This is a genomic window from Micromonospora sp. WMMD708, from assembly GCF_049315245.1.
Taxonomy (GTDB): domain Bacteria; phylum Actinomycetota; class Actinomycetes; order Mycobacteriales; family Micromonosporaceae; genus Micromonospora; species Micromonospora wenchangensis.
In genome coordinates this window covers 6,583,390-6,604,232 of record NZ_CP186060.1, presented here as the reverse complement: position 1 = coordinate 6,604,232, position 20,843 = coordinate 6,583,390, and the positions used below count along the sequence as shown (strand labels likewise).

The following is a 20,843-nucleotide window of genomic DNA, read 5'->3' as shown; positions in this document are numbered from 1 at the left end:
GCCGCCGTCCACCGGGTTATCCACAGCCTGGCCGGTTTCCACAGCGTTATCCACAGCACGAACACGACTCTGAGTCTGATAAGGGTTAACAGTGACCGATACTCCCGAGTCCACCCCGAACGAGCCGGAGACCCCCGAGACACTGGCGGCGGTCGTCCAGCACGACCGGATCGAGCCGGTCGGGCTCGAGGTCGAGATGCAGCGTTCGTACCTCGACTACGCGATGAGCGTGATCGTCGGGCGGGCCCTGCCGGACGTACGGGACGGGCTCAAGCCGGTCCACCGCAAGATCCTCTACGCCATGTACGACTCGGGTTACCGGCCGGACCGGGGCTACGTGAAGTGCTCCCGGGTCGTCGGGGACGTGATGGGGCAGTTCCACCCGCACGGCGACTCGGCCATCTACGACGCGCTGGTCCGGATGGCCCAGCCGTGGGCGCTGCGCTACCCGCTTGTCGACGGCAACGGCAACTTCGGCTCGCCGGGTAACGACCCGGCTGCCGCGATGAGATACTGTCTGACCGCAGATGTCCGTATCCGTACCGCCGACGGCAGCGTCCGGATCGGCGACGTGGTACCGGACGCCGCGCCGAGCAGTGAGACCGACGTCGACCTGAAGGTCCGCGACCGCAACGGCGACCTGGTCCGCGCGTCGAAGTTCTTCCACTCCGGCGAGCACCCGACGCTGCGACTGCGCACCCGCGAGGGGTACGAGCTGACCGGCACCCACAACCACCCGGTGCTCTGCCTGGTGGACGTGGCCGGGGTGCCGACCCTGCTCTGGAAGCTGCTCGCCGAGATTTCCCCGGGTGACCGGGTGGTGCTTCAGCGGACGGTGCCGGACGAGATCGGCTACCCGATGCTGGAGCACGTCGAGGCGGCCGTGCTCGCCGGTGCGTTCGTGTCGGAGGGCTGGGTCTCGGCGGCCCGCGCGGGCTTCAACAACGTGGACCGGGACTACTTCCTGCGCGTCGTGGCCGCCTACGACCTGGCCGTCGGCGGCCCCCGGTACGTCAGCGAGCGGGTGATCGCCTCCGGCAGCACCCTGCACGAGCTGGACGTACAGGACCTGTCGGCGCTGCGCGCCAGCGTCCTCGGCGAGTTGGCCGGAGCGCGCAGCGCCGCGAAGTTCGTGCCCGAGTTCGTGTGGCGGGGGCCGGCCGCGATCAAGCGGGCGTTCCTCCAGGCGCTCTTCGAGGGTGACGGCTCCTCGTCGCTGCTGCCGCGCAACACCATCCAGGTCTCGTACTCGACCCGCAGCGGGCGGTTGGCCCGCGAGGTCCAGCAGTTGCTGCTGGAGTTCGGCGTGATCAGCCGACAGACCCGGTACGACGACGGCGAGATCAAGGTCGTGGTGACCAACCGTCGCGACGCCCGGATCTTCGCCGCGCACGTCGGCTTCCTCGGCCGTAAGCAGGCCAAGCTGGAGTCCGAGCTGGCTCAGGTGCCGGCGAGTAGCACGGCGTTGTCCAGCGACCACGTGCCGCTGGTGGGCGACTTCATCCGCGAGCACGGCGCGACCCGCTTCACCGAGCGGGACTGGCTGCGCCGGCACAACGTCGACCGGATCGAGCGTTGGGAGCGGGACCGCGACGAGATCGCCGCCCGGATCACCAACACCGAGGTGCTCGACGTGGTCGAGCCGTTGGTCGACGGACGGTTCTACTACGCCGAGGTGGCCGAGGTCGCCGACGCGGGGGTGCAGCCGGTCTACAGCGTCCGGGTGGACACCGAGGACCACTCCTTCGTCTCCGACGGCTTCGTCAGCCACAACACCGAATGCAAGCTGGACCCGTTGGCGATGGAGATGCTGCGGGACATCGACGAGGACACCGTCGATCTGCAGGACAACTACGACGGCCGGGCCAAGGAGCCCACCATCCTGCCGTCGCGCATCCCCAACCTGCTGGTCAACGGCTCCGAGGGCATCGCGGTCGGGATGGCCACGAAGATCCCGCCGCACAACCTGCGCGAGATCGGCGCGGCGGTGCAGTGGTGCCTGGAGAACCCGGAGGCCGACGAGGCGACCACCCTCGAAGCGCTGCTGGAGATCGTCAAGGGTCCGGACTTCCCCACCCACGGGCTGATCGTCGGTCAGTCCGCCATCCAGGACGCGTACCGGACCGGTCGCGGGTCGATCCGGATGCGCGCCGTGGTGGAGGTCGAGGAGGACAAGCGGGGCCGGCCGGCGCTGGTGGTCAGCGAGCTGCCCTACCAGGTCAACCCGGACAATCTGGCCGAGCGGATCGCCGAGCTGATCAAGGAGGGCAAGCTCGCCGGCATCGCCGACATCCGGGACGAGTCGTCCGGGCGTACCGGCATGCGGATCGTGCTGGTACTCAAGCGCGACGCGGTCGCCAAGGTGGTGCTGAACAACCTCTACAAGCACACCCAGCTCCAGGAGACCTTCGGCGCCAACATGCTGGCCCTGGTCGACGGGGTGCCGCGCACGCTCAACCTGGCCCAGTTCATCAGGTACTACGTCGAGCACCAGATCGAGGTGATCCGGCGGCGGACCGCGTTCCGGCTGCGCAAGGCCGAGGAGCGGGCGCACATCCTGCGCGGTCTGGCCAAGGCGCTGGACGCGCTGGACGAGGTGATCGCCCTGATCCGGCGGTCGCCCACCGTCGACGACGCCCGGCAGGGCCTGATCCGGCTGCTGGAGATCGACGAGATCCAGGCGACCGCGATCCTGGACATGCAGCTGCGCCGGCTGGCCGCCCTGGAACGGCAGCGCATCCTGGACGACCTGGCCAAGCTCGAACTGGAGATCGCCGACCTCAAGGACATCCTCGCCAAGCCGGAGCGGCAGCGGAAGATCGTCTCCGAGGAGCTCAGCGAGATCGTCGCGAAGTGGGGCGACGAGCGGCGTACGAAGATCATCCCGTTCGACGGCGAGGTCTCGATGGAGGACCTCATCGCCCGCGAGGACGTGGTGGTCACCATCACCCGCACCGGGTACGCCAAGCGCACCAAGGTCGACCTCTACCGCTCGCAGCGGCGCGGCGGCAAGGGAGTGAGCGGCGCGACGCTGCGGCAGGACGACATCGTCAGCCACTTCTTCGTATGCTCCACGCACGACTGGATTCTGTTCTTCACCAACAAGGGCCGCGTGTACCGGGCCAAGGCGTACGAGTTGCCCGAGGCCAGTAGGGTGGCCAAGGGCCAGCACGTGGCCAACCTGCTCGCCTTCCAGCCGGACGAGCAGATCGCGCAGATCATCGAAATCCCGAACTACCAGGTGGCCCCCTACCTGGTACTGGCCACGAGAAACGGCCTGGTGAAGAAGACCCGACTCGAGGAGTTCGACTCCAACCGGTCCGGCGGCGTCATCGCGATCAACCTGCGCGATGAGGACGAGCTGGTCGGTGCCGTGCTCGCGGCACCGGAGGAGGACCTGCTGCTCGTCTCCAAGAAGGCTCAGGCGATCCGGTTCAACGCCTCCGACGAGGCGCTGCGCCCGATGGGCCGGGCCACCTCGGGTGTGATCGGCATGCGCTTCACCGACGACGACGTCCTGCTGGCCATGGAGGTCGTCCGGGAGGGCCTGGACGTCCTGGTGGCCACCAACGGGGGATACGCGAAACGTACCCCCATCGAGGAATACCCGGTTCAGGGCCGGGGAGGTAAGGGCGTGTTGACTGCGAAGATCACCGAGCGCCGCGGTGGTCTGGTCGGCGCGGTGGTGATCGACCCGGACGACGAGCTGTTCGCGATCACCAGTAACGGCGGTGTCATCCGGACTCCGGTGAAGCCTGTACGCCGTACCCGTGACCGGAACACAATGGGGGTCAAGCTGATGGACCTCCCGGACGGCGTGACTATCGTGGCGATTGCTCGCAATGCCGACGAGCCTGACGAACAGGACTAGTTGAATGACGGAGACACAGGCGAAGTCGGGGAACAAGGGGACCTCGGCCACCCCGGTCGACGAGGAGGCCGCCAAGAGCGGTACAACCCCCGCCGGCCGCGCCGCCGTGGGTCGGGCCACCGTCCCCGCCGACGCGCCTGCCCCGAAGTTCACCCGGGCACCCGGCATGGCACCGCCGCCGGACAAGCCCGGTGAGGACTCGGGGACGACCGAGAAGCCCCAGCCGACGGGCACCGACGCGCCCTCCTCGGCCACCCAGCCGGTGGCTGCGGCGGCCCGGTCGAGCAACACGACACAGCCGATCACGGTCGGGGCCGCCACCTCCCCGTCCACGACAGGCACCCAGCCGAAGGTGGGCGGTTTCCGGCCGAGTCCGGACACCGCCCGCCCCGCCAACGGTGGCGGTCTGCCCCCGGGCATCGGTGGCGCAGCCGCCGTCGGTGCAGCGCGGGTGGGTGACGCGGTACGCGCCGCGCGTACCTCGGTCAGTTCGGCCGCCTCCCGGGGGCCGCGCCGGGCCCGGCTGAACCTCAAGCGGATCGACCCGTGGTCCGTGATGAAGTTCGCCTTCGCCGTCTCCGTGGTGCTGTTCATCGTGGTGGTCGTGGCGACCTCGGTGCTCTACCTCGCGCTGGACGCGATGGGCGTGTTCCAGAGCGTCAACGACAGCCTGACCGACCTGGTCAGCGCCAGCGGCGGGCAGGGCACCAACAGCGGCTTCCAGATCACCGCGAAGGGCGTCATCCTGACGTCCGCCCTCGTCGGGCTGGTGAACGTGGTGCTGTTCACCGCGCTCGCCACGCTGGGGGCGTTCATCTACAACGTCTGCGCCGACCTGGTCGGCGGGATCGAGCTGACGCTCGCCGAGCGCGACTGATCCGACCCGACGCCGGGGCGCCGCGAACAGCGGCCGCCCCGGCGTCGTGCATCCCCGGCCCGACTCGTGCCCGCTCGTGGGCCGCTCGTCCGGCTTTTGCCCGCTCGTGGGCCGATCCAGCGGTGTCCGGGCCGCCCGATGCCGCTGTTCCCCGTCACGGGGGTGGATCTCCGGCCCCAGGACCGGGGGAAAGGGCTCGCCCGGTCGCGCGCCGACCGGTACGGTCGGGAAGGCGCGGGAGCGTCGGCCACCCCGATTTGGGAGCGGACGACGCGATGGGTTAATCTTGCTCGTCGCCACGCGGGGCTATAGCTCAGTCGGTTAGAGCGCAGAGCTGATAACTCTGAGGTCGCTGGTTCGATTCCAGCTAGCCCCACCGCACACCGTTCCGACGGGCAGTCGAGTCGAGCGCGAGGGGTCGCCCCATGTTCAAGAAGCTTCTGTTCCTGGTCGGCATCATCGGCGTCGCTGCTGTGGTGGCCAAGAAGGTCAAGGAATCCAACGACGAGCGCGCCCTGTGGCACGAGGCCACCACCTCGCCCGACCTGCGCTGACCAGCCAGCACCCGGCGGCTCGACCCGCCTTCGGGGGCCCTAGCTCAACTGGCAGAGCACTGCCTTTGCAAGGCAGGGGTTAGGGGTTCGAGTCCCCTGGGCTCCACCAGCACGAACACCGGTTGACCCTCGGCCCCGAGTGCAGCCATCCGTCCAGCCAAGCTGCTCATGCCATCTCCTGTCCGGGCGTGACTGCGAATCAGGCTGCGGTGCACGCCTGGAGGACCTCCGGTGTGAGCACCGGACCAGCCCGGCAGTGCTGAGCCGCCCACCGCTCCTCATCCGCAGGCAGGGCAGAGTCGGAGTCTGAGGGCCCAGCGGTACCGCAGCCGAAGAAGTGGGGGTGCGCCGTACTGCGTTCGGGACGAAGGGCTTGGCTTCACCCGCCGGTACGGTTGCTGACCATGCAGCGGTTGGCGCTCTTCGATCTCGACAACACCCTCGTGGACCGTTCGGAAGCGTTCCGGCGCTGGGCGGTCGAGTTCTGCGCCGATCACGGCCTGTCGGAAGAGGCTTTGGCCTGGCTGATCACTACTGATCAGGACGGTTCCGTGCCCCGCGACTGGTTTTTCGGCGAGGTGACGGACCGTTTCGGCCTGGCAGCAGGGGACACCACGTGGGGGCAGTACCGACGCCGGATGCCGGAACTGGTGACGTGCCCCGAAGAAGTGCTGGGGGCGCTGACGCTACTGCGCGACGATGGCTGGACCGTCGCGATCGTGACCAACGGCCAGGCGGACAACCAGTTGGGCAAGATCAGGCGTACTGGACTGGACCGGTGCGTCGATGCCTGGACAATTTCCGGACAGGTGGGCATCCGGAAGCCGGCACGCGAGATCTTCGAGATGGCGGCCCGTGGGTGCGGTCTCGATCTGCGCGGCGGGGGCTGGGCGATCGGTGACAGTCCGGTGCTCGACGTCGAGGACGGTCGCGCAGCAGGGCTTGCCACCCTGTGGGTCAGCCGGGGGAAGGACTGGCCGGCGACGCTCACCCCACCTGATCGCACCGTCACGGACGTAGTGGCCGCTGTTCAGGTGCTACGGGGCGAGGACACCGGACGGTAGTACGGGCCCACCCGTACAGCCGAGCCCGCCGACAGACGGGCGGCTGACGGGCTGCGGCAGCTGCGGATCAGCCGGCCGTCTGCCACCCTGGGTCGTGCTGATTTACAAGATTCTTCTGCCCGCCGAGTGGGCCGAGTTCGAATCCGCCGGGCGCTTCGACGGCTCACCGTTCGACCACAGCAGCGGCTTCATCCACTGCTCCTCGCGCGAGCAGGTGGGTGCGACCGCGCTGCGGTTCTTCGCGCAGGAGCCGGCGCTCGTGGTCGTCGCCCTCGACGCCGGGCTGCTCGGCGCGGCGGTGCGCTGGGAGGACACCCCCGACGGCGGTTCCTTCCCGCACGTCTACTCGGCGTTGCCGCGCGACGCCGTCGTCGCGGTCCACCACGTGGCGGGGGCGTCGTCGGTGGACGACACGCTGGGGCAGAGCTAGGCAGCGATCCCGGCTGAGAGGCGGGAGGAAGGACCGGAACCTGCTCAGGCCCGACGCAGCAGGGCCAGCAGACCGTAGCCGTCCTCGACCCGGGCGTCCGGTACGACAGCGGGGTGTGGCGGCTCCCGGTCGGTACGGGGGGAACGCATCAGGATCGCCGCCCCCGCCCGGGCCCGGCGGGCGCACTCGACGTCCCGACCGAGGGTGTCCCCGACGAACCAGCAGTCACCGATCGGGACCCCGACGGCCTCCGCCGCCAGCAGCGCCAGGCGCGGGTTGGGCTTCCGGGGGCCGGCTTCGTCGCTGTAGAACTGGGCGGCGAACGACCCGGCCAGCCCGGCGGCGGCCAGGAAATCCCGGTGCGCGGCACCGCAGAGGGTGTTGCTCACCACGGCCAGCGGAAGGCCCGCCCCGGTGGCCGCTTCCAGTGCCTCCGGGATACCCGGGCGCACCGCCCAGTCCGCGCGCCACGTCCAGGCGTACGACAGGGGGGTCGCCTCTCGGTCGACGGCGTCGCGGGCCTGGCGGGGCCACGATCCGGTGACGAATTCTGCCCACACCCGGGAGTGCGGCAGCTCCACCGGGTCGGCCGTCCGGCCCGCGTCGTCGCGCCAGGCCGAGTACCGTCGCGCGCCCCCGGTCAGGTCGGCGGCGATCTGCCGTTCGGACACCGCGCCGTCGACGAGCAGGGAGAGCCGTCGGACGAGTTCCGGTGGGGCGGGCGGCTGCGGGGGCGCATCGGCCAGGACGCCACCGAAGTCCAGCAGGAGGGCACGCGGCGAGCGGAGCATGCCGGCGATTCTTCCGCAGCGCGACCGACCGCGCGGGGCGGCGCGGTCGGCGTGCGTCCTCTAGCCTTCCCGAAATGGGAGCACTCAGACCGTGGCACCTGGCCGTCCTGATGCTCTGCTGCCTGGTGCCCACGGTGCTGGCCATCGGCGGGGGCGTCTGGGCGTTGCTCCGCTCCCGTCGGAGCCGCTGAGCCGCATGGCGACCGATGGTGACCCGGGCAGCCGCCGTCTCCAGCTCTACTGCCGGATCGACGTCACCGTGACCGATCCGGCCGCGCTGACCGACCATGCGGTCGCCGAGCTGCGTGCCGCCGACATCGACTGGGCGCGGGAGGAGGACGACCTGGTGTTCGCCAGCGCGGAGCTGCGCGGTGACCTCACCCGGGCGCTGGCCTCCGTCGCGGACGTCACCCGGGTCGTCGACGCCATCCCGGGCGTCGAGTTCCGGGGCGGCGTCTGCTGGGCGGAGACCGGCCCGCCACGCGCACCGACGGCAGGCTAGCGTCGTGTGGTGACCACTGGCTACTCCCGCGTCCTTCCCGCCGAACACGACGGTATCGCCGAGGCCGCCGACGTGCTGCGGGCCGGCGGGCTGGTGGCCTTCCCCACCGAGACGGTCTACGGGCTCGGCGCGAACGCGTTGGACGCCCGGGCCGCGGCGCGGATCTTCGAGGCGAAGGCGCGGCCCAGCTTCGATCCGCTGATCACCCACCTGGCCGACGTCGCCGACCTGCCGGCCCTCGTCGGCGCGTTGCCCCCGACCGTCGCGGCGCTGGCCGAGCGGTTCTGGCCGGGGCCGCTCACCCTGATCGTGGACCGGCCGGCCGTGATCCCGCCGATCGTCACCTCCGGCCTGGACAGCATGGCCGTGCGGGTGCCCGACGAGGCGTCCGCCCGTGCGTTGATCAGGGCCGCCGGGGTGCCGGTGGCGGCCCCGAGCGCCAACCGGTTCGGGCAGCTCAGCCCCACCCGGGCCGAGCACGTCGTACGCGGGCTCGGTGCGGCGGTCGACGTGGTGCTCGACGGTGGCCCGACCCGGTGCGGGATCGAGTCGACCATCGTGGACGCGCGTGGCCCGCAGCCGGTGGTGCTGCGCCTCGGGGCGCTCGCCGTGGAGGAACTCGTCGCGGCGGTCGGCCCGGTGACCGTCCGCGCTGGCAGCTCCGGGCAGCCGGTCGCCCCCGGGACATTGGCCGCGCACTACGCGCCGCGTACCCCGTTGCGGGTGGTGCGGGGTGCGGTGCCGGCACCGGACGACGGCGTCCGGCGGGGTTACCTGGCCTTCCGGTCGGCCCCGGCGGCGGATTACGCGGCGGTGGAGGTGCTGTCGCCCGCCGGTGACGTGACCGAGGCCGCCGCCCGCCTCTTCGACGCGCTGCACCGGCTGGACGCGGCCGGGGTGACCGAGATCCTCGCCGAACCGGCCCCCGACGAGGGGGTCGGCCGGGCGGTCAACGACCGGCTGGGTCGCGCCGCCGCCACCTGGTCCCCGCCCCCGGCCTGAGCCCCGCCCCCGGCCTGAGCCCCGCCCCCGGCCTGAGCCCCGCCCCCGGCCTGATCCGCCCCCGATGACCCCGCCGAAGGTCTAGCCCGCCGGCGGCGGGCCGGCAGGCCGGCCCCGGGCCGGCAGGTGTTCCACCAGCCGGGTCAGCGTGCCGTTGGCGAAGGTTGCGCCGAGTGCCGACCCGGCGGCGATGGTCCACCCCACCGGGCCGAGCGGGGTGCAGCCGAAGAACTGGCTCACCCCGGGCGTCTGCACCACGGCGGCGAGCACCCCGACCGACGCCGCCGTCGACGCGAGCACCGTCGGGCTGGTGCCCCCGGCCAGGACGGTCTGCCCGAGCTGGGTGCCGACCAGCGAGACCAGGGCCACGGTGCCGGCGCGTCGTTCCCGGCCGGTCCACCGGGCCACCGTCCAACCGGCGGTCGCCCCGAGGGTGGTGGCGGCGGCGCGCAGCCCGATCTCCCGGGTCATGGTGCCGCCGAGGGAGGCGTCCGGCCCCTCGCGGAGCAGGCCGTCGGCGTGGTCGGCGTCGGGCGGCCGGACGGCGATGGCCAGCGCCGGCGCCAGGTCGGTGAGCAGGTTGACCAGGAGCAGTTGCCGGCCGTTGAGTGCCGACCGGCCGGTGACGGCGGCGCTGAGCACACTGAACGCGATCTCGCCGAGGTTGCCGCCGACCAGGATGCTCAGCGCGTGGCGTACCGACGACCACATCGCCCGTCCCTCGACCAGGGTGGCGATGATGGTCTCCAGCCGGTCGTCGGTGACCACCAGGTCGGCGGCGGCGCGGGCGGCCGGGGTGCCCCGCTGGCCGAGGGCGATGCCCACGTCGGCCAGCCGGATCGCCGGGGCGTCGTTGGCGCCGTCCCCGGTCATCGCCACGGTCCGCCCGCACTTCTGCAACGCCTGGATGATCCGTACCTTGTGTGCCGGGGTGCACCGGGCCACCACGTCGGTACGGCTGAGCCGTTCACCGAGCTCAGCGTCGTCCCACTGGTCCAGGTCGGTTGCGGTGACCACCCGCTGACCGTCGGAATCCGGGCTGATCGCCGACGCGATCGCTTCGGCGGTGGCCGGATGGTCCCCGGTGATCATGATGGTGTGCACGCCGGCCTGCCTGATCCGGCGGACCGCCGGGGCGGCGCTGTCGCGTATCCCGTCGGCAAGGGCGAGGAAGCCGACGAAGACCAGTCCGCGTACCTCGTCGTCGGTGACCGTCTCGGCGCCGACCCGGCACTCCGCGACGGCGAGGATGCGGTGCCCCGCCCCGGCCCGGTCGGCGAGCACACCGTGCAGCCGCTCCCGTCGTCCGTCGTCCAGCGGCTCGTCCCGGCCGCCCGGCAGCCGCCACGCGCCGCACCGGGGCAGCACCGTCTCCGGGGCACCCTTCACGCTCAGCAGCAGGCCGTCGGCGGTCCGCCCGACTGTCGCGTGGTAACCCCGGGACGGCTCGAACGGCAGCCCACCCACCGCCGTCCACCCGTGCGCACCGGTCTGCTCCGTCGTCTCCGCCTGCCGTGCGCCATACCGGACCGCCCGGTCGGTGTGCTGCGGCAACTCCTGCGGATCGTCCGCGTACGGGGTGGCGCGCAGCCCGGCGGCGAGGACCCGGCGCAGCTCGTCGTCGAGCCGGTCGACGGGGGCGAACCGGTCACCGTCACCGACCCCGGCGAGCAGCAGCCGGCCCTCCGTGAGGGTGCCCGTCTTGTCGAAGCAGAGCACGTTGACCCGGCCCAGCGCCTCGATGGTGCGCGGGTTGCGGACCAGCGCGCCGTGCTCGGCCAGCCGTCGGGCGGCGGCCAGCTGGGCCGCGCTGACCAGGAACGGCAACCCCTCCGGCACCGACGCCACGGCCAGGTTCGCGGCGGTCGCCGCCGTCTGCCCCAGCGGTACGCCCCGCAGCAGCCCCGCCCCGGCCACCGCGACCGCCGACGCGACGGCCAGCGGGACCGCCGAGCGGGTGAGCCGGCCGAGCCGGGCCTCCACCCCGCTCTCCGGTGGAGCCTGCCGGGCCAGCGCGAGGCTGCGGCCCGACTCGGTCGCGGCACCCGTGGCGACCACGACGGCGGTGCCGTGGCCGGTGGCGACGGTGGTGCCCTCGTACAGCATGGAGGCGCGGTCGGCGAGGGCGGCGGCGACCACCGGGGCGGCTCCCTTGGGTACCGGCAGCGACTCACCGGTCAGTGACGACTCGTCGGCCTCCAGACCGTCGGCGGTGAGCACCCGGCAGTCGGCGGGCACCGCGTCCCCGGGGCCGAGGATCACCACGTCGCCGCAGACCAGGTCCTCGGCGGCGGTCACCCGTTCCGCACCGTCCCGCAGCACCCTGGCGGTGACCGCCGAGCGGGACAGCAGCTCGGCCAGCGCCCGGTCGGTGTTGCGCTGGTGCACCGCCCCGACCAGCGCCGACCCGCCGACCACGCCGCCGACCAGGGCCGCGTCGACCAGTGAGCCGAACGCCGCCGACAGGACGGCACCGGCGGCCAGCACCGGCGTGAGCGGGTTGGCCAGCTCGTCGACGAACGCCCGGAACAGGCCGACCGGCCCGGCCGACGGGTCCGGGTCGACGCGGTGCCGGCGTCGCGCCTCGGCGTCGGTGAGCCCGTCCGGGCCGGTGTCGAGGTGGCGCAGCACGGTCGGGACCGGCATCAGGTGCCAGGCGGTGGCGGCCGGTGCCGGGGCCGCGGCCGGGTCGGGTAGCCGGCGGGCCCGCCACACCCCGTTGGCGAAGGCCAGCGCCGCCGCGCCGTTGACGGCGGCGAGGCTACGGCCGGGAAGCTGCGTCGGCGCGGCGGTGAACGCGCCCAGCGCGCCGAGTCCGGTGCCGGCCATGGCGAGGCGGATGCTCTGCCCGGTCATCCGCCGGGCCACCCCGGCCGCCTCGATCAGCAGTGCCGGAATCCGCAGGTCGGTGCCGACGAGCAGGTGGGCACCCCACGGGGGCAGGTCGTCGGGGGCGGCCACGCCGAGCCCGCAGTCGGACGCCGCCAGCGCCGCCCGGTCGCCGGAGACCAGCAGCACCACCGCCCCCTCGCGTTGCAGGGCCCGGACGGATCCGGCGAGCCGGTCCCCGCCGGGCAGCACTGCGTCGGCGAAGCCGTACCGCTGCGGGTCGGGGCCGGCGACGACCAGGCGCAGGCCGGCGTGCCGGGCGGCGGCGGGCAGCGCGTCGACGCCGGGCGCCGGCTCGGGGGTGACCCGGACGACGGCGGCGAGGGTGTCACCGTGGGCGAGGCCGAGCAGGGGACCGTCCGTCGCGCGCAGCCGCCGGCTCTGCGGGGTGTCCCCCGGGTCGGCGGCGTCGAGTCCGGCCAGTGGCCCGAGTCGCCAACCGTCGTCCTCGTGGGTCTCGTCCGGATGGTCGGGGTCGAACAGGGCGAACGCCCGGCCGGCCACCTCCCCGGTGTCCGTGCCGGCCAGTGGGGCCAGGTCGGCGAGGACACCCCGGGGCGAGCCGAGCACGACCGCGTCCAGCACCACCGTGTCGATCCGGTCGAGTTCGCGCAGCACACTGCGGTCCATCGCGATCACGCCGCGCCGGGCCAGCACCCGGCCGAGTTGTGCGGCGTACCCCTCGCGGCCACTGCCGGGGGCCTTGGGCAGCGCGGCGAGCCCGAGCGCGGCGGCCCGCTTCGGGCCGGCGACGGGCCACGCGGCGGCCCCGGCGGCGGCCCCGGTGGCGAGCATCGTCGAGACGTACCGTTCGACGGGGCCGTCGGGTCGGGGGCAGGGACGGCCGGGGCCGGGTGACCGGGCGACGGCGCGTCGCGGGTCACCGGTCAGCCCCGGCTCGGCCCGGGTCCACGCGGCGAGCTGGGCGCGGGCCTCACCCCACTGCACGATCCGTTGCGCGCCGTCGAGGACGATGCCGGCCCAGCCGCCGGTCAGCCCCTGCACGACCGCCTCGGCGAGTGGGAACAGCACCTCGGCGCGTGGGTCGGCGCGCCAGCCCCGGCCGGCCAGGTCGTGCAGTTTCGGGTGCAGGTCGACGGCGGTGAGCAGGCCGGCCACCTCGCCCGGTACCGGGGTGAACGGCAGGATACGGGTGGCGGCGGAGATGGTCAGGCCCAGCGCGTCGGAGGCGAGCGCGCCGAGGGTCCGGGGGGTACGCGGCCCGTCCTCCGGCGGGTGCGGGGGCGGGATCTCCGGGTCCGGCTCGTGCGGGCAGACCCGCTCGACCCGGGCCACCGTGTCGATCAGGGTGGCGAGCTTCGGCTTCGGGTCCTCGACGGCCACCACGACCCGGCCGGAGGGGGCGTTCACCCGCGCCCAGGCCACCCCGGGCAGCCGCTCCAACGCCGCCTCGACCTGGCAGGCCAGCCGGTCGCCGCCGTCCTGGCAGACGCCGTGCACCTCGATGTGGTGCCGGCCGTCGCGGGACCAGACCCGACGGCGGGTCAACCCGGCCACCCTGGCCAGCCGGCCGGCGGCCGAACCGACGGTACGGGACGCCCCGCCGAGCAGCGGCGGCACCGGCACCGACGGGAGGACCCGGCCGGCGACCCGGCCCAGCATGGTCATCGAGGGGTACGGGCGGATCGGTCCCGCCCGCTGCCGCCGTACCCCATCTCGCCTCCCACGTTCGTCAGGCGGCCTGGCTTCCCGGTCGGACGTCCGTTATGCCCCCCGGCCGAGGGAAGTTTCCGCCGGTGGCGGGGCATGGACGGCGGTGCCTGTGGAATTCCGCTGACGACCCGACGAGCGGCAGGGAGGCCGGAATGAGCACGATCACGCGTCATCTCAGCGGCGGTCACGAGATGGTCCGGGCGTACACCCGGCGGGTGGAGGTGCCGATGCTGGGCGAGGTGGCGGTGCCCCCGCCGGACAAGATCGCCTATTACGCCGGGCTGGGGGTGCTCGCCGCCCTCCAGGTCATCGAGTGGCCGCTCGCCCTGGTGATCACCGCCGGTCACCTGCTCGCCGACCAGCACCTGTCGGGGCTGGCCAAGGGGCTCGGGGAGGCGCTGGAGTCGGCCTGACGAGACCGGGCTCACCCTTGACCTGAACCCGGGTGCAGGTCGCAGGCTGGGCGCATGTCTGACCTGCCACCCGGTGTCCCCCGGTGACCGCCACCCTGACGCCGGCCCCCCGCCTCTACGACCCGCGCCTGCGGGCGATGACGGTGGGCAGCGTCGCCCTGGTGTCGCTGCTCGCCTTCGAGGCGTTGGCGGTGGGCACCGCGATGCCCACGGTGGCCCGCGCGCTGGACGGACTGGGGCTGTACGCGCTCGCCTTCGGCGGCTCGTTCGCCGCCGGTGTGCTGGCCATGGTGCTCTCCGGGATCTGGTGCGACGCCCGGGGCCCCCGGGGGCCGATGTGGGCCGGGGTCGGCCTGTTCGTCGCCGGCCTGTTCGTCGCCGGGTGCGCCGACGCGATGGGCACCCTGGTGGTCGGCCGGGCGGTGCAGGGCTTCGGCTCCGGCCTGCTCTCCGTCGCGTTGTACGTGGTGGTCGGGCAGGCGTACCCGCAGGAGCTGCGGCGTCGGGTGTTCGCCGCGTTCGCGGCGGCGTGGGTCGTACCGTCGCTGGTCGGGCCGGCGTTGGCCGGGCTGATCGTGCAGTACCTGGGCTGGCGGTGGGTCTTCCTCGCCGTACCGGTGGTGGCGTTGCCGGCGGTGCTGCTGGTCGAGTCGGGCCTGCGGACGCTGCACCGCCCGCCGCCGGCCGGGCCTGCGGCGGGCGCGGCGGCCCGGATCGGGTGGGCGGCCGGGGCGGGGGTGAGCGCCGCATTGCTGCACCACGGGGGGCAGCAGCGCGGCGTGCTCGCGGTGACCCTGGTGGCGGTGGCCCTGGCCGGCCTGGGGGTCTGCGCGCCCCGGCTGTTGCCGGCGGGGTTCCTGCGGGTGGCCCGGGGTCTGCCGACGGTGGTGGGCCTGCGCGGGTTGGCGGCGGCGGCGTTCGCGGGAGCGGAGGTGGTCATCCCGCTGATGCTGTCCCGGGAACGCGGCTTCTCGCCGACCGCCGCCGGGCTGGTGCTGACCGTCGGCGCGCTGTCCTGGTCGGTGGGTTCCTGGGCGCAGAGTCGGCTGCCGCCGCCACGGTCCTCGGCGACCCTGCCCCGGCTCGGGCTGGCCTGCGTGGCGGGGGGCACGGCCACCGTCGCCCTCACCGTCTGGCCGGCGGTGCCGGTGGCGGTCGGGGTGGCCGGTTGGGCGGTGGCGGGGTTGGGGATGGGGTTGACGTTCCCGTCGCTGTCGGTGTTGACGCTGGCCCTGTCGGCCCCCGAGGAGCAGGGCCGCAACAGTTCCTCCCTGCAACTGGCCGACTCGTTGTTCACCGCCACCGTGCTGGCGTTGACCGGCACGGTGCTCGCCGCCGGGACGACGCCCGGCCCGGCCGGGTACGCGGGGACGCTCGCCGTGGCGGTGGCGTGTGCGCTGCTCGGCGCGCTGCTCGCCGGCCGGGTGGTGCCGGCCGGGGAGCGGAGCGTCTGATCCGGGCGAATCCCGCCGGGCCGGCCGTGCCGACGGCGAGGATGGTGGGCGATGAACTTCCTGACGATCCTGCCGATGGCCGTGGTGATGGTGGCCGGTACGCAGCTGGTGGCGGCGGTCTTCCTCGCTTCCGGTGACCGGCCCCGGCGGGCGTCGGCGGGTTTCCTGGCCGGCGCGGCGGTCGTGGTGGCCCCCGGTACGACCCTCGCCTGGCTGGTCTTCCGGCTGGTCAGGGGCGCGGCCGGGGGCGGCGGCGGGGGTGGTGGCCGCAAGCCGGTCGAGACGGTCATCGACTGGGTGGTGCTGGCACTGCTGGTGGTGCTGGCGGTGGTGGTGTTCCTCCGGCGGCACTCGGCCGGCGAACCCGGGTGGATGGGTCGCCTCCAGCACGCCGGCTTCGGGTACGCGTTCCGGCTGGGCCTGCTGCTGTTCGTGGTGATGCCCTCCGACGACCTGACGATGGTGACGGTGGGGGCGACCGCCGCCCGGCACGGGCTGCCGTGGTGGCACCTGGTGCCGTTCGTGCTGCTGACCCTGTTGTTGCTCGCGCTGCCGCTGCTGGCGTTGCTGCTGCTCGGCGACCGGGCGGACCGGGTGCTGCCCCGGATGCGCGACTGGGCGGACCGGCACTCGTGGATCATCAGCGAGGCGGTGGTGGGGTTCTTCCTCGTGCTGACCGTCGTCGACCTGCTGAAGTGAGGACGCGCCCGGGTGCTCGGCGTGCCGCCGATCATCCGGCCGACACGTATGGGGGAACGGCCGAAGATGAGCCTGCTACGGGTTCCGGGCCTGCCTACCGTGACGCCATGGTGGTCTTCGTCGTCACGGTGCTGCTCTACGTCTTCGGCCTGGTCTTCCTCTACGGGGTGATCCGTCTCGCCGTGCGACACGGCATGGAGGATCTGGAGGCCCGCCGGCCCCAGGTGCTGCGGGGTGCGCAGTCGGCGTCGGCCGACGACCGGGCGTTCCTGCGGGAGAACTCCTTCCTCGGCGGCAGTTGACCTGCCGGACCCGTGGCGGCATCCCCGGTGGCCTGCGGGCGTGGCCCGACGGGCGGCCCGCGGCCCGGGGTGCGAGGATCGCTGCCGTGATGGGAACCTTGCAGACCGAGCCCGCCCGGACCCGCCCCGACCTGTTGGCGGCGCCGGTGGCCGCCGCGCTGACGGCGTGGCCGGCACAGGCCCCCGTCGACGTCGACGCCGTGCTGGTCGCCCCGATCGACGCCACCCTGGCCGACACGGCGGCGTTCTGCGCGGCGTACGAGGTGGGGCTGGACGTGTCGGCGAACTGCGTGGTGATCGCCGGCAAGCGGGAGGGTGAGATCCGGTACGCCGCCTGCGTGGTGCTCGCCACCACCCGGGCGGACGTCAACGGGGTGGTCCGCCGGACGCTGGACGTCCGCAAGGCGAGCTTCGCCCCGATGGCCGAGGCGGTCGAGTCGACCGGGATGGAGTACGGCGGGATCACCCCGATCGGGCTGCCCGAGTCCTGGCCGATCCTGGTCGACGCCCGGGTGATCGCCACCCCGCACGTGATCATCGGTTCCGGCGTGCGACACAGCAAGATCGCCCTGCCGGGGCCGGCGCTCGGCGCGCTGCCCGGGGCGAGGGTGGTGGAAGGCCTGGCCCGGCCGGCCTAGCCATTACTATTCATCGATGTTGTTGCACGTGAAACATCGTGCCGGTCGATGCCGCCCCGGCGTGGTCGGGCGTCAGGCGGCCGACTCCCGCCGGGTGTCAGGCGGTCGACTCCCGTTGGGCGACCTCGGTCAGGGCGGCGAGCAGCGTCTCGGGTTCCTGCGCGCCGGTGACGCCGTATTTGCCGGCGAGGACGAAGGTCGGCACGCTGGTCACCCCGAGTTGGTGGGCGGTGCTCAGGTCAGCGGCCAGTTCGCGGCGGCCGGCGTTCGAGGCCAGGTACTCGCGCGCCCCGGTCTCGTCCAGCCCGACCGAGGCGGCCAACGCCACCAGCGCCTCCGGCGAGCCGACGTCGACCCCGTCGGTGAAGTGCGCCCGGTAGAGCGCCTCGACCAGCTCACCCGCCCGGTCGTGCTCGTCGGCGAACCGGACCAGCCGGTGCGCGTCGAAGGTGTTGGCGCTCACCGCCCGGTCGAAGTTCAACGTCAGCCCCACCCCGGCGGCCACCTGGGTCACCTGACCGGCCATCGACTCGGCCCGCTCCCGGCCACCGAACTTCGCGGCCAGCGCGTCGAGCAGCGGCCGGGGCGTGGTCACCGGTGACGGGTCGAGCTGGAACGGCCGGTACCTGACGGTCACCTCGCCGTCGTACGACGCGAGGGCCTGTTCGAGGCGGCGCTTGCCGATGTAGCACCAGGGGCAGACCACGTCGGCGTAGATCTCGATCTCCATGACCGGAGACAACCCCCAGCTCAGCCCGCTTGTTCCCGTACCTGCCGCTTGAGCCGGGCCAGGATCGCGGTGCCGCCGCGTACCCGCAGCGGGCTGATCGCCTGGGCCAGGCCCATCCGCTGGTAGAGGTCGTCCGGCACGTCGAGCACCTGTGCGGCGCTCGCCCCGGCCAGCCCTTCGGCGAGGATGCCGGCGAACGCCCGGGTGGTCGGTGCCTCGGGTGGGCAGTCGAACACGGTGGTCACCGTGCCGTCCGGGGCGACCTCGGCGCGCAGGAAGAACGCCGTCTGGCACTCGGGGACCTGCTCCAGGTCGTCGCGGTCCACCCCGGCCGGCAGCGGCGGGACCACGTCGGCGTACTCCAGCAGCATCTCCAGCACCACGTCGCGGGGCGCGTCGGCGAACTCCTCGACGATCTCGGCCAGCTTCGTCGGCATCTCGGGCATTCCGCCAGGCTACCGCCGTCCCCTGTCGTCCCTGCCCGACGGTCGGCGCCGGCCGGGGTCACCGCTGGGGCCGGGGGTGGGTCCACCTGCCCCCGGCCACGTCATCCGCGCGCCCCGGCCGTCGTCCCCACTGCCGGCTGTCGTGCCCGGCTCAGTTGTTCGGGGCGCCCTCGCTGATGTCGGCCAGCGCCGAGCTGGGGTCGAGCTGCATCGCCAGGTCACCCAGGGAGACGATGCCGACGAGCTTGCGTTCGTTGTCACAGACCAGGATGCGCCGGATGTTGCGCTCGCGCATCAACGCCACCGCCTCGCCGGCCGTGGCGTGCTGCTCGATCATCACCACCTCCCGGGTGATGATCGAGCCGATCGAGGTGCTGGCCGGGTCGCTGCACTCGGCCACCGCCCGGACCACGATGTCCCGGTCGGTCAGCAGACCAGCCAGCGTGGAACCGTCGGTGACCACCACGTCCCCGATATCGGCCTCCTTCATCACCCTGGCCGCCTCGTCCAGAGTGGTCTCCGCCGACAGATAGACCACCTGCTTGGTCATCACGTCACTGACCCGGTACATGAGAGCCTCCGTACAACACCCGTAGTCGATCCGACTTCGGTACCCCGTGGCGCGTCCGCTACACCCCGTTGCCGCGAACCCGACTCAGCAGGTGGTCGGCCAGGCCGTCCCACGGCACCTCGTCGCGTCCGCCGGTCGCCCGGTCGCGCACCTCGACGTACCCGTCAACGAGTCGGCGGCCGACCACGACGACGCACGGGATGCCGATCAGCTCGGCATCGGTGAACTTCACCCCGGCCGAGACGGTGGCCCGGTCGTCGACGAGCACCCGCAGGCCGGCCGCCGACAGCCGGCCGCCGAGGTCGAGCGCCGCGTCGAGCTGCGCCCCCTTGCCGGCCACCACCAGGTGTACGTCACACGGCGCGACCGCCGCCGGCCAGACCAGCCCCCGCTCGTCGTGATGCTGTTCGGCGATCGCCGCGACCGCCCGGGACACCCCGATGCCGTAGCAGCCCATGGTGGGCCGGACCGGTTTGCCCGCCGCGCCCAGCACGTCGAGGGCGAACGCGTCGGTGAACCTGCGGCCGAGCTGGAAGATGTGCCCGATCTCGATCCCGCGCCGGATCGTCAGCTCGCCGCCGCCGGTGCGGGCGGTGCCGGTGCCGCCGGGAGCGGCGGCGGCGCAGGCGGGGCAGGGGTCGCCCGGGCGGACCTCGGCCGCCTCGATGGTGCCGTCGGGGACGAAGTCCCGCCCGCACACCACGTCGGTGGCGTGCCGCCCCGGCTCGTTGGCCCCGGTCAGCCAGGCGGTGCCGGTGACCACCCGGGGATCGACCAGGTAGCGCAGGCCGAGCTCGGCCAGCACCTGCGGCCCGAGGTAGCCCCGGACCAGCCCGGGGTGGGCGGCCCAGTCGTCGAAGACCGCCACGTCGGCCGGGTGCAGGGCCGCCGCGACCCGCCGGAGGTCCACCTCCCGGTCGCCGGGCAGCCCGATCACCAGCACCTCGGGGGTGTCCGCGCCGGGCCGGCGTACGGCGAGCACCACGTTCTTCAGGGTGTCGGCGGCGGTCCAGTCGTGCCGCCCGGCGAGCTTCCGGTCGTTGGCGAGGGCCACCAGCGCGGCGATGGTCGGCGTCTGGGGGGTGTCGTGCACCTCGGCGTGGCGGTGCGAGTCCGGGTCGCCGCCGGCCGGGGCGGGGGTCGTCACCGCCTCGGTGTTCGCCGCGTAGTCGCAGGCCGTGCAGCCGACGTAGGTGTCCTCGCCGACCGGGGTGCCGGCCAGGAACTCCTCCGAGGCCGAGCCGCCCATCGCCCCGGAGACCGCCCGCACCACCGAGTACGCCAGCCCCAACCGGTCGAAGACCCGCTGGTACGCCGCCCGGTGCCGGGCGTACGACGCGCGCAGGCCGTCGTCGTCCAGGTCGAACGAGTAGGCGTCCTTCATCAGGAACTCCCGCCCGCGCAGCAGCCCGGCCCGGGGGCGGGCCTCGTCGCGGAACTTCGTCTGGATCTGGAAGATCGTCAACGGGAGGTCCCGGTACGACGAGACCAGGTCCTTGACCAGCAGTGTCGCCAGTTCCTCGTGGGTCGGGGCGAGCAGGTGCTCGGCGCCGCGCCGGTCGGTGAGGGTGAAGATGTCGTCGCCGTACTCCGTCCACCGGCCGCTGGTCCGGTACGGCTCCGCCGGCAGCAGCGCCGGGAAGTGCACCTCCTGGTCGCCGATCGCGGCCAGTTCCGACCGGACGATCTCGGTGACCCGGTCCAGCACCAGTTTGCCCAGCGGCAGCCAGGCGTACCCGCCCGGGGCGACGCGGCGGATGTAACCGGCGCGCAGCAGGAGCCGGTGGCTCGGCACCTCCGCGTCCGCCGGGTCCTCGCGCAGGGTCCGCAGCAGCATGGTCGACGTACGAAGCAACATCGACGCAGCGTAAGGCCACACCCCGAACCCAGCGATCCCTTTCCCGCCCGCCGCCCCGCCCCTCCCGTTTCGCGGTGA

Annotated in this window: 18 protein-coding genes and 2 tRNA genes; 14 read left to right on the top strand and 6 right to left on the bottom strand. The window is 73.2% G+C overall.

Annotated features, from left to right (window positions below; translation table 11 throughout):
- Positions 1-91: 91 nt before the first annotated feature.
- The 7 genes from gyrA (at position 92) to ACN260_RS29315 (ending at position 6,796) form a co-directional block, all read left to right on the top strand.
- Positions 92-3,871: an intein-containing DNA gyrase subunit A gene (gene gyrA, locus ACN260_RS29345; RefSeq protein ID WP_422753997.1), complete on the top strand. Its 3,780-nt coding sequence runs from the start codon at positions 92-94 to the stop codon at positions 3,869-3,871.
- Between the two features lie 4 nt (positions 3,872-3,875).
- On the top strand, positions 3,876-4,748 hold the full coding sequence (locus ACN260_RS29340) for a DUF3566 domain-containing protein (protein WP_422753996.1): 873 nt from the start codon (positions 3,876-3,878) through the stop codon (positions 4,746-4,748).
- A 302-nt stretch (positions 4,749-5,050) separates the two neighbouring features.
- Positions 5,051-5,124 (top strand) — tRNA-Ile (locus ACN260_RS29335).
- A gap of 49 nt (positions 5,125-5,173) precedes the next feature.
- Complete coding sequence (locus ACN260_RS29330) at positions 5,174-5,302, top strand: DLW-39 family protein (protein ID WP_211291697.1); 129 nt, start codon at positions 5,174-5,176, stop codon at positions 5,300-5,302.
- Positions 5,303-5,335: 33 nt separating this feature from the next.
- Positions 5,336-5,411: transfer RNA gene (locus ACN260_RS29325), tRNA-Ala, on the top strand.
- 304 nt (positions 5,412-5,715) lie between these two features.
- Positions 5,716-6,366: an HAD family hydrolase gene (locus tag ACN260_RS29320; RefSeq protein ID WP_422753995.1), complete on the top strand. Its 651-nt coding sequence runs from the start codon at positions 5,716-5,718 to the stop codon at positions 6,364-6,366.
- 94 nt (positions 6,367-6,460) lie between these two features.
- On the top strand, positions 6,461-6,796 hold the full coding sequence (locus ACN260_RS29315; RefSeq protein WP_422753994.1) for a DUF952 domain-containing protein: 336 nt from the start codon (positions 6,461-6,463) through the stop codon (positions 6,794-6,796).
- A 44-nt stretch (positions 6,797-6,840) separates the two neighbouring features.
- Here the strand turns inward: ACN260_RS29315 and ACN260_RS29310 are convergent, their stop codons facing one another.
- On the bottom strand, positions 6,841-7,587 hold the full coding sequence (locus tag ACN260_RS29310) for an HAD family hydrolase (protein WP_422753993.1): 747 nt from the start codon (positions 7,585-7,587) through the stop codon (positions 6,841-6,843).
- A gap of 196 nt (positions 7,588-7,783) precedes the next feature.
- On the opposite strand from ACN260_RS29310, the gene ACN260_RS29305 reads away from it, so the two are divergent.
- Together ACN260_RS29305 and ACN260_RS29300 are read left to right on the top strand one after the other, a co-directional pair.
- Positions 7,784-8,089, top strand: a complete 306-nt coding sequence (locus ACN260_RS29305) for a hypothetical protein (RefSeq protein ID WP_422753992.1) — start codon at positions 7,784-7,786, stop codon at positions 8,087-8,089.
- Positions 8,090-8,098: 9 nt separating this feature from the next.
- Entirely contained in the window at positions 8,099-9,091 is a 993-nt protein-coding gene (locus ACN260_RS29300; protein ID WP_422753991.1) for an L-threonylcarbamoyladenylate synthase, read from the top strand.
- Between the two features lie 81 nt (positions 9,092-9,172).
- Here the strand turns inward: ACN260_RS29300 and ACN260_RS29295 are convergent, their stop codons facing one another.
- On the bottom strand, positions 9,173-13,609 hold the full coding sequence (locus ACN260_RS29295; RefSeq protein WP_422753990.1) for an HAD-IC family P-type ATPase: 4,437 nt from the start codon (positions 13,607-13,609) through the stop codon (positions 9,173-9,175).
- Between the two features lie 197 nt (positions 13,610-13,806).
- Here ACN260_RS29295 and ACN260_RS29290 point away from each other — a divergent pair, with 197 nt between their 5' ends.
- From ACN260_RS29290 to ACN260_RS29270, 5 genes are all read left to right on the top strand, one after another.
- Entirely contained in the window at positions 13,807-14,067 is a 261-nt protein-coding gene (locus ACN260_RS29290; protein ID WP_088647198.1) for a hypothetical protein, read from the top strand.
- Positions 14,068-14,150: 83 nt separating this feature from the next.
- Positions 14,151-15,521, top strand: a complete 1,371-nt coding sequence (locus ACN260_RS29285) for an MFS transporter (RefSeq protein WP_422753989.1) — start codon at positions 14,151-14,153, stop codon at positions 15,519-15,521.
- A gap of 51 nt (positions 15,522-15,572) precedes the next feature.
- Positions 15,573-16,220 (top strand): GAP family protein, encoded by a 648-nt coding sequence (locus ACN260_RS29280; RefSeq protein WP_422753988.1) that lies wholly within the window; start codon positions 15,573-15,575, stop codon positions 16,218-16,220.
- 107 nt (positions 16,221-16,327) lie between these two features.
- On the top strand, positions 16,328-16,522 hold the full coding sequence (locus ACN260_RS29275) for a hypothetical protein (protein WP_422753987.1): 195 nt from the start codon (positions 16,328-16,330) through the stop codon (positions 16,520-16,522).
- 89 nt (positions 16,523-16,611) lie between these two features.
- Positions 16,612-17,160: a YbaK/EbsC family protein gene (locus ACN260_RS29270; RefSeq protein WP_204958389.1), complete on the top strand. Its 549-nt coding sequence runs from the start codon at positions 16,612-16,614 to the stop codon at positions 17,158-17,160.
- 97 nt (positions 17,161-17,257) lie between these two features.
- Here ACN260_RS29270 and ACN260_RS29265 read toward each other — a convergent pair whose 3' ends face one another.
- From ACN260_RS29265 to ACN260_RS29250, 4 genes are all read right to left on the bottom strand, one after another.
- Positions 17,258-17,890 carry a DsbA family oxidoreductase gene (locus tag ACN260_RS29265; protein ID WP_422753986.1) on the bottom strand — a complete coding sequence of 211 codons (633 nt, stop codon included), beginning with the start codon at positions 17,888-17,890 and terminating at the stop codon, positions 17,258-17,260.
- A 20-nt stretch (positions 17,891-17,910) separates the two neighbouring features.
- Positions 17,911-18,336, bottom strand: coding sequence for a SufE family protein (locus ACN260_RS29260; RefSeq protein WP_088647203.1), 426 nt, complete (start codon positions 18,334-18,336; stop codon positions 17,911-17,913).
- A gap of 151 nt (positions 18,337-18,487) precedes the next feature.
- Positions 18,488-18,907: a CBS domain-containing protein gene (locus tag ACN260_RS29255; protein WP_204958392.1), complete on the bottom strand. Its 420-nt coding sequence runs from the start codon at positions 18,905-18,907 to the stop codon at positions 18,488-18,490.
- 58 nt (positions 18,908-18,965) lie between these two features.
- The gene (locus ACN260_RS29250; protein ID WP_422753984.1) at positions 18,966-20,765 is read right to left on the bottom strand and encodes a proline--tRNA ligase; all 1,800 of its coding nucleotides are present in this window, start codon (positions 20,763-20,765) and stop codon (positions 18,966-18,968) included.
- Positions 20,766-20,843: the final 78 nt, after the last annotated feature.

Excerpts from the sequence above, each read along its gene's own strand:
- ACN260_RS29260 (WP_088647203.1), bottom strand. The coding sequence starts at position 18,336 with ATGCCCGAGATGCCGACGAAGCTGGCCGAGATCGTCGAGGAGTTCGCC.
- ACN260_RS29250 (WP_422753984.1), bottom strand. The coding sequence starts at position 20,765 with ATGTTGCTTCGTACGTCGACCATGCTGCTGCGGACCCTGCGCGAGGAC.
- ACN260_RS29310 (WP_422753993.1), bottom strand. The coding sequence starts at position 7,587 with ATGCTCCGCTCGCCGCGTGCCCTCCTGCTGGACTTCGGTGGCGTCCTG.
- ACN260_RS29340 (WP_422753996.1), top strand. The coding sequence starts at position 3,876 with ATGACGGAGACACAGGCGAAGTCGGGGAACAAGGGGACCTCGGCCACC.
- ACN260_RS29295 (WP_422753990.1), bottom strand. The coding sequence starts at position 13,609 with ATGACCATGCTGGGCCGGGTCGCCGGCCGGGTCCTCCCGTCGGTGCCG.
- ACN260_RS29290 (WP_088647198.1), top strand. The coding sequence starts at position 13,807 with ATGAGCACGATCACGCGTCATCTCAGCGGCGGTCACGAGATGGTCCGG.
- ACN260_RS29275 (WP_422753987.1), top strand. The coding sequence starts at position 16,328 with ATGGTGGTCTTCGTCGTCACGGTGCTGCTCTACGTCTTCGGCCTGGTC.
- ACN260_RS29330 (WP_211291697.1), top strand. The coding sequence starts at position 5,174 with ATGTTCAAGAAGCTTCTGTTCCTGGTCGGCATCATCGGCGTCGCTGCT.
- ACN260_RS29305 (WP_422753992.1), top strand. The coding sequence starts at position 7,784 with ATGGCGACCGATGGTGACCCGGGCAGCCGCCGTCTCCAGCTCTACTGC.
- ACN260_RS29270 (WP_204958389.1), top strand. The coding sequence starts at position 16,612 with ATGGGAACCTTGCAGACCGAGCCCGCCCGGACCCGCCCCGACCTGTTG.
- ACN260_RS29265 (WP_422753986.1), bottom strand. The coding sequence starts at position 17,890 with ATGGAGATCGAGATCTACGCCGACGTGGTCTGCCCCTGGTGCTACATC.
- ACN260_RS29280 (WP_422753988.1), top strand. The coding sequence starts at position 15,573 with ATGAACTTCCTGACGATCCTGCCGATGGCCGTGGTGATGGTGGCCGGT.
- ACN260_RS29255 (WP_204958392.1), bottom strand. The coding sequence starts at position 18,907 with ATGTACCGGGTCAGTGACGTGATGACCAAGCAGGTGGTCTATCTGTCG.